Annotated in this window: 5 protein-coding genes and 1 pseudogene; 3 read left to right on the top strand and 3 right to left on the bottom strand. The window is 68.1% G+C overall.

Going from position 1 to position 7,118, the window contains the following annotated elements:
• Positions 1-132, top strand: a pseudogene (locus DWA33_RS25675) (IS110 family transposase); the annotation flags it as partial.
• Positions 133-320: 188 nt separating this feature from the next.
• On the opposite strand, the gene DWA33_RS07560 reads toward DWA33_RS25675, so the two are convergent.
• The gene (locus DWA33_RS07560; RefSeq protein WP_244601220.1) at positions 321-956 is read right to left on the bottom strand and encodes an autotransporter outer membrane beta-barrel domain-containing protein; all 636 of its coding nucleotides are present in this window, start codon (positions 954-956) and stop codon (positions 321-323) included.
• A gap of 107 nt (positions 957-1,063) precedes the next feature.
• On the opposite strand from DWA33_RS07560, the gene DWA33_RS07555 reads away from it, so the two are divergent.
• A complete protein-coding gene (locus DWA33_RS07555) occupies positions 1,064-2,086 on the top strand; it encodes a helix-turn-helix domain-containing protein (protein ID WP_114357479.1) in 1,023 nt (340 codons plus the stop codon).
• 100 nt (positions 2,087-2,186) lie between these two features.
• Positions 2,187-2,438 (top strand): hypothetical protein, encoded by a 252-nt coding sequence (locus DWA33_RS25115; protein ID WP_167443136.1) that lies wholly within the window; start codon positions 2,187-2,189, stop codon positions 2,436-2,438.
• 57 nt (positions 2,439-2,495) lie between these two features.
• Here DWA33_RS25115 and DWA33_RS07550 read toward each other — a convergent pair whose 3' ends face one another.
• Positions 2,496-5,468, bottom strand: a complete 2,973-nt coding sequence (locus DWA33_RS07550; RefSeq protein WP_114357478.1) for a bifunctional [glutamine synthetase] adenylyltransferase/[glutamine synthetase]-adenylyl-L-tyrosine phosphorylase — start codon at positions 5,466-5,468, stop codon at positions 2,496-2,498.
• Positions 5,465-6,901, bottom strand: coding sequence for a sensor histidine kinase (locus tag DWA33_RS07545; RefSeq protein ID WP_114357477.1), 1,437 nt, complete (start codon positions 6,899-6,901; stop codon positions 5,465-5,467). Before DWA33_RS07545 ends, DWA33_RS07550 begins: the two co-directional genes overlap by 4 nt.
• Between the last annotated feature and the right edge of the window lie 217 nt (positions 6,902-7,118).

Genomic DNA, 7,118 nt, shown 5'->3' with positions numbered 1-7,118 from the left:
TACAACGCCCTTCGCCTGCAAGGAAAACCCGGAAAGGTCGCGCTCATCGCAATCGCCCGAAAACTGCTCGTCACAGCCAACGCACTCGTCAAAGCAGACACGCCATATCAAGGTAAGACCCTTGACACATGAGACAGTCGCCGGGTTCGCGCTGCGCGCGCCCCGGAATGACTTGGGGAGGGTCTGAGCTATCAACCTGCTCGTCGTTCCGGGGCGCGAGCGACAGCTCGCGAACCCGGAACCTCGACGTGTTTTGGCAACGAAGCCCCGGTTCTGATCGCTCAGAACCGGGGCTTCGCGAGAGGCTCTACGAATTTCGCTTACCAGTTGACGCGGGCGCCGGCCGAAACCTGATGGCTGGTGGCGTTGCTGCGATATTCGCCGCTATAGGCGGCGAACATCCGGAACGTCTCGCTGCGCCAGCCGGACAGCTTGGCGCTCACCAGCGCGGCGTCGCGGCCGGGCTGCGCCGCATTGACCAGGAAGGCGTTGTCGAGCAGCGCGGCCTCGCTGACCAGCGTAGTATCGCGCAGATCCTGGCCCCAGCCGAGCTTCAGCTCCGGCGCCAGCGTGGTGCCGTCGGTGGTGCGCAGCCGCGCGCTTACCGCCGCGCCGACCGTTGAGGTCAGCTTGTCGTAGGTCTGCGCCGCATAGACGAGGCCGATCGGAAGCTGGCTTTCGCTATAGGCATCGCGGCGGAAGCCCTGCCAGGTCATGCCGACGAACGGCTTCAGCGTCACATCGTGCCCGATCGCGAACCGATACCCCGCCTCGAACGTGGTGCCGACGCCGACGCCGTTGGCGCTGCCCTGCAGGCTGGTCGGCGACAGCAGGATCTGCCGGCTGGTCGCCATCTGGCTCGGACCGGCCGCGATCCGGAAGTCCAGCACAGCGGCGCCCCGCGTCCAGCTCGCATAGGCGGCGCCAGCGTAAGTATCGAGGAGTGATCTCCGCAACTGCAACTGAATCGTGTTTCGCTGAGAAATCCGCTAGGCTTGGGCACTTGGTCGGTCGCCGCGCGGCGATGCGACCGGGCGAGCCGACTTGAAGATCAATCCATCCGATGGCGCCCCTTCCCCGACTGTATTACGTCACCTCCGGCCTGGACGAGGCCAACGCGTTCGCGACCTGGAGCGCAGTGATCTCGCCGCTATTCGAGCCGCGCCGCTGCGGACCGAGCAAGAAGACGCCGACCGGCTCGGCTTACGGCATCATCATCGGCGACCTGGTGGTCGCCAAGGTGGCGTTCAACGCCCAGGATTTCGTGCGCGACGCCCAACGCATCGCCGTGACGCCGGATCATCTCCTGCTGCACCTTTACGTGTCCGGCGGGTTCAACGGCGAGGTGACGCGGCAGCAGACCGTGATCGGCCCCGGCAAGGTGGCCCTGATCGACCTCGCCTGCCCGATCGCCACCCGCGCCTTCGCGTCCAATACGGTGTGCCTGATCGTGCCACGCAGGCTGCTCGTCGGCGTGCCGCTGCACGATCTCAAGCCGAAGCTCGATCCGCTGCGCAACGATCTGCTGGCCGCCTACATCCGCTCGCTGCAGGAGCGCAGCGCGCAGCTCACCGAGGCCGACGTGGCGGCCACGGTGGCGGAAACCGCCGACTTCCTCCGCCGGCTGCTGGCGCCGTCCGCCGAGGCGGATCTCGCTCCGCAGCGCGGCGCCGACGAAACCGTCCTGGCGCTCAGCGAAGCGCTCGTGCGCGACAACCTGGCGCTGCCGGAGCTGTCGCCGGATTGGCTGGCCCGGCAGCTGGACGTGTCGCGCGCGTCGCTGTACCGGCTGTTTGCCGATCGCGGCGGGGTGATGCGCTACGTCCAGGAGCGCCGGCTGCTCGCGGTGCAGGCGGCGCTGGCCGATCCGCTGGAATCGCGGCGGCTGTCCCGCCTCGCCGCCGATCTCGGCTTCAAGAGCGAGGCGCATTTCAGCCGCACGTTCCGGGCCCGGTTCGGCATCACCGCCAGCGCCTATCGCAAGGCCCAGCTCGACGCCTCCGCGGCGATCCAGCTCACCAGCCCGGCGGTGGTGCAGCAATGGTGGACCGCGGTCGCGCGCGACCCACTCCGCAACGCCGGCTGAGCGAGAGGAATTGCCGCGCAGCTCTAGCCTAAAATCCGGCTTGTCCGCGTTCGGAGCAGCCGTGTAAGAGCGAACCGACGATTGATACGAGGAGCCGCGCGTGGATTTCAGCACCGCCTTCCACCAGACCTCGGTCTGGATGTTTCGACTGGCGTTCGTCGGCGCCGCAGTCGGCATCGGCTACATCGTCATGACCAAGCAGAAGGAGACGCAGGCGACGGCGCCCGCCTCCATTGCGGCCCCGATCGACGATGGGGTGACCGGCTGCAAGCCGATCGGTCAGACGGCGAGCGGCAAGCTGGTGTATTCGATGGATTGCGAGCAGTTGCCGTCCGCCGACGCCGCCAAGTAATCGCTCCGACCGTCACAACTCACCGCTCGAAAGAAAAGCGGTGCGCGAAGCTTCGCCCTAGGATTCCTCGCCGCCGATCAGGCGGTTGAAGATCGCGCGGACCTCGGTCTGGGTCTCTTTGACCCGCGCCTGCAGCGACGAGAAGTCCGGCGCGTCGCCGGCACGCACCATCACCCGCAACAGATCGTCGCCTGCCGTCTCCGGCTTGAACTTCTCGCTGACGCACAGCCGCAGGATCTGGGTCAGGTCCTGATACAGCCGCGCTGCGGGCCGCAGCACGTCGGCATCGGCCTGGGCCAGAAAGCCGAGCCGGGTCGCGTTGTCGAGCGCGGCGAGCGTGTTGACGTGAAGGATGTCGGGCGCCTGGTGCGCGTGCACGAGCTGCAGGTACTGCGCGATGAAATCGATGTCGACCATGCCGCCGGCGGCGTATTTCAGGTCCCAGACATCATCCTCGCCTTTCTCCTCGGCGATCGCTCGGCGCATCTCGGCGACGTCGTTGGCGATGATCGCCGCATCGCGCGGCCGGGTCAGTACCGCACGGATCACCTGCTCGATCCTGCTGCGAAACGCCGGCTGCGCCGAGATCACCCGCGCCCGCGTCAGCGCCAGATGCTCCCAGGTCCAGGCTTCCTGCTCCTGATAGGCGGCGAACGCATCGAGCCGCGACGCCACCGGGCCGGCGCGACCCGACGGCCGCAGCCGCATGTCGACGTCGTACAGCACGCCGTAATTGGTCCGCGTCGTGAAAGCCGAGATCAGTCGCTGGGTGAACCGCGCGAAGTACTGCGCGCCGTGCAGCGAGCGTTCGCCGTCGCTGTCCGGCGCCTCGTCGTCGAAATCGTAGATCAGGATCAGGTCGAGATCGGACGACGCCGTCATCTCGCGGCTGCCGAGCTTGCCCATCGCCAGGATCGCGGTCTGCTGATCCTTGACCCGTCCGTAGGTCGAGGCGAACTGCTCGCTGACGAGGCCGTGCACCGTACCGACGATGCCCTCGGCGACATCGGCGAACGCCACCGCCGCCTGCTGGGTCGGAACCGTTCCGGACAAAATCCGCGTGCCGATCAGGAACAGGCTCTCCTGCCCGAACAGCCGCAGCCGGTCGAGAAACTCCTCGTACGAGCCGGCATCCGCCAGCGTCACCGCCAGCCGCGCCGACAGTTCGGCCTGATCCGGCATCGCGCCGAAGAACCGCGGATCGATCAGCCCGTCGAGGATCTGCGGCTGCCGCGCCAGCATGTCGCCGAGCCGCGGCGCGGCGCCGCGCACCAGCGCCACCAGCGTCAGCAGTTCGCGGTTCTGGCTCAGCAGCGAGATCAGCCGGCCGCCGCGATGCAGCGCCTGCAGCAGGCGGTCGAACGCATTGATCGCGTCGTCGGGCTGTTCGGCGCGCGCCAATTCCTCGATCAGCGCCGGCACGAACTCGCGGAACGCGCGCTGCGTGGTTTCGACCTTGAGCACACGATAGCCGCCGGCCATCCATTGCTGCAGCGTCGTGGCGATCATCAGCGGCTTCTTGTAGCCGAGGTTGCGCAGGTGATCGAGCAGCCGGGTGTCTTCGGGCCCGGCGCCGTAGTCGACCGGCGGCAGCTTGGCGGTGCCGGTCGGATCGCCCTCGAACAGCTTGGCGTAGTGGCCCTGCACGCGTTCGAGATAGCCGAGCAGATCGCGCGCGAAGGCTTCCCGGCTGTGGTAGCCGAGGAAACGCGAGAACCGTTCGATCGCATCGACGCTGTCGGGCAGCGCGTGGGTCTGCTCGTCGGCGATCATCTGCACGCGGTGCTCGACCTTGCGCAGGAACAGATACGCCTCGGCCAGTTCGTCGCGCGCCTGATGGGTGATCCAGTTGCGCGACGCCAGAATGTCCAGCGCCTCCAGGGTCGGCCGGACGCGTAGTTCGGGGTGGCGGCCGCCGGCGATCAGTTGCTGGGTCTGGGCGAAGAACTCGATCTCGCGGATGCCGCCGCGGCCGACCTTGACGTTGTGGCCTTCGACCGCGATTTCGGTCTGGCCGCGATAGGTCTGCATCTGCCGCTTCATGTCGTGGACGTCGGCGAGCGCGGCGAAGTCGAGATGCTTGCGCCAGACGAACGGTGCGATCTCCGCCAGCAGCGCCTCGCCCGCGACCAGGTCGCCGGCGCAGGGCCGCGCCTTGATCATCGCGGCGCGTTCCCAGGTGCGGCCCTCGCGCTCGTAGTAATCGAGCGCCGACGCGACCGACAGCGCCACCGGCGTCGACGCCGGATCGGGGCGCAGCCGCAGGTCGACGCGGAACACGTAGCCGTCGCCGCGGCGCTGCTGCAGGATCCGGCTGAGACCCTGCGTGACGCGGACGAAGAACGGCTGCGGTTCGATGTCGGGCGCGAGCGTCGGCGCCTCGAGCTCGTAGAACACGATCAGGTCGATGTCGCTCGAATAGTTCAGTTCGCCGGCGCCCATCTTGCCCATCGCCAGCACGATCAGGCCGGAGCCCTGCTCCGGGCAGTCGGGATTGGGCGGCACGATCCGGCCGCGGCCGGCTTCCTGGCGCAGCAGGAAGCGCAGCGTCATCTGCACCGAGCGGCCGGCCAGATCGGTGAGCGCCTGCGTCACCTGCATCACCGGCCAGATCCCGCCGATGTCGCACAGCGCGATCAGCAGCGCCGCCTCGGCCTTGAGCCGGCGCAGCGCCGTCATCACCTCGTCTTCGGTCGAGGCCGCGGCGACGAACGTCTCGGCGTCTTCAAGGAGCTTGGCCAGCCGCTGCTCCGGGGCGCCGCGCAGCACGCGCAGCAGCCGCACCGGATCGGCCCGGATCAGATCGAACAGATACGGCGAGGCCTCGGCGATCGACAGCAGCGCGGTCCGCACCGCGGGAAATGCGGTGCAGAGCTCGGCGATCGCTTCCGCCTGGTCGGGCGCCACATCGCCGAGCCAGCCGGCCAGCCGCTGTTCCGCCTGTGCCGCATCGTGCACCTGCGGGCCGGCGCCGAAGCGCGCTGCCAGAGCGGTTTTGTCGATGTCCGCGTCGATCGCGGAAGCTGTCATGCCGGGGCCGGTTCGAGAGTCGTTGCGGAGGCCAGTCCTTCGCCCGTGCGCGCCGGAATTGCAAGCGTGGCGCGCAAACCGGGCTCCGCGTCGGCGAGTCGCAGCTCGCCGCCGTGCAGCCGCGCCACCGCCGAAGCGAGGCTGAGGCCGAGCCCGGAGCCGGGCAGCGTGCGGCTGGCTTCGAGCCGCACGAAGCGTTCGATCGCGTGGTTGCGATCGGCTTCCGGAATGCCGATGCCGCGGTCGGTGACGCTGAGCAGCACCTGGTCGCCGTCCCGCCGCGCCTCGATCACCACTTCGCCGGCGGCGACCGCAGCGCCAGATTCCGGCTTGCCGTATTTGATCGCGTTCTCGACCAGATTGGCGAGCGCCTGGCTGATCAGTTCGCGATTGCCGCGGACCTCGGCGGGCGTCGCCTCGACCCGCAGGCTGAGGTCGTTGTCTTCCGCCAGCGGCTCGTACAATTCGTGGATGTCGCGCGCGATCTCGGCGGCGTCGAAATCGGTCATGTCGCCGCTGGCGTAGCCGGCCTCGGCGCGGGCGATCATCAGCAGCGCGTTGAAGGTGCGGATCAGGCCGTCGGATTCCTCGATCGTGCGTTCCAGCGCCGCGCGGTAATCGGCCTCGCCGGAGGCGCGCGCCAGCGCCTCCTCGGCGCGGTTGCGCAGCCGCGTCAGCGGCGTCTTCAGATCGTGGGCGATGTTGTCGGAGACTTCCTTCATCCCCGACATCAGCGCTTCGATCCGCTCCAGCATCGCGTTGAGATTTTCCGCCAGGCGGTCGAGCTCGTCGCCGCTGCGGCCGACCGGCAGCCGGCCCGACAGATCGCCGGCCATGATCCGCTGGGTGGTGCCCGTCATCGCGTCGATCCGGCGCAGCACGCGGCGCGCCGCGAACACGCCGCCGCCGAGGCCGAGCACCACGACGATCAGCACCGACCATTGCGCCGCCGAGCGCACCACCTTGTTCAGCCGCCGCCGTTCTTCGAGATCGCGGCCGACCAGCAGGCGAAAGCCGCTCGACAATTCGGTGACGCGCACCAGCGCGCGGTGATCGGAGCGTTCCTGATCGTCGAGCCGGCGATAGAACGTCTCGCTCCAGCCGAGCTTGCTCATCACTCCGGGAGCCAGCGCGCCGACGTTGCCGGCGACCGCCTGGCCGGCCGGCGTGGTGACGAGATAGAGATTGGCGCCGGGCCGCAGCGCGCGGTTCTCGATCGCGAACACCACGCCGCGCAATCCGCGCCGGCCGTAGACGTCCTCGATTTCCGCGGTCTCGGCTTCGACCGTCGCGGTGATCTGGTCGGTGATCAGCTTGCGCGTCGTCCAGGCGAAATACGCCACCAGCGATGCGGCGAACAGCCCGAACAGAAACAGATAGACCAGCGTCAGCCGGAACGCGGTGGTTCGGATCAGTTTACCGAAGGCGGCCACGGATCAGATCCCGGCGGCGATGCTCTCGAAATGGTTTCATGCCCGCAAACTAGACAGTTGCGCCCTGAATCCAAAGTGACAAATCGTCAAGGAGCGAGTCGCGATCCGCGCCTGCAACATCGCTCATATGTCCGACGCCGGTCACAGGCCCGGACACGACAAAAGCCGAGGCGCCGCCCGGATCGGACGACGCCTCGGTGAGAGTGACAGCCGCAAA

It is taken from the genome of Rhodopseudomonas pentothenatexigens (assembly GCF_900218015.1).
Classification (GTDB): domain Bacteria; phylum Pseudomonadota; class Alphaproteobacteria; order Rhizobiales; family Xanthobacteraceae; genus Rhodopseudomonas; species Rhodopseudomonas pentothenatexigens.
The sequence above is the reverse complement of the archived record's forward strand: the minus strand, read 5'-3'. Positions and strand labels throughout refer to the sequence as shown.

What these genes read in the sequence shown, in the direction of transcription:
- DWA33_RS07555 (WP_114357479.1), top strand. Translation starts at nt 1,064, where the DNA reads ATGGCGCCCCTTCCCCGACTGTATTACGTCACCTCCGGCCTGGACGAG.
- DWA33_RS07550 (WP_114357478.1), bottom strand. Translation starts at nt 5,468, where the DNA reads ATGACAGCTTCCGCGATCGACGCGGACATCGACAAAACCGCTCTGGCA.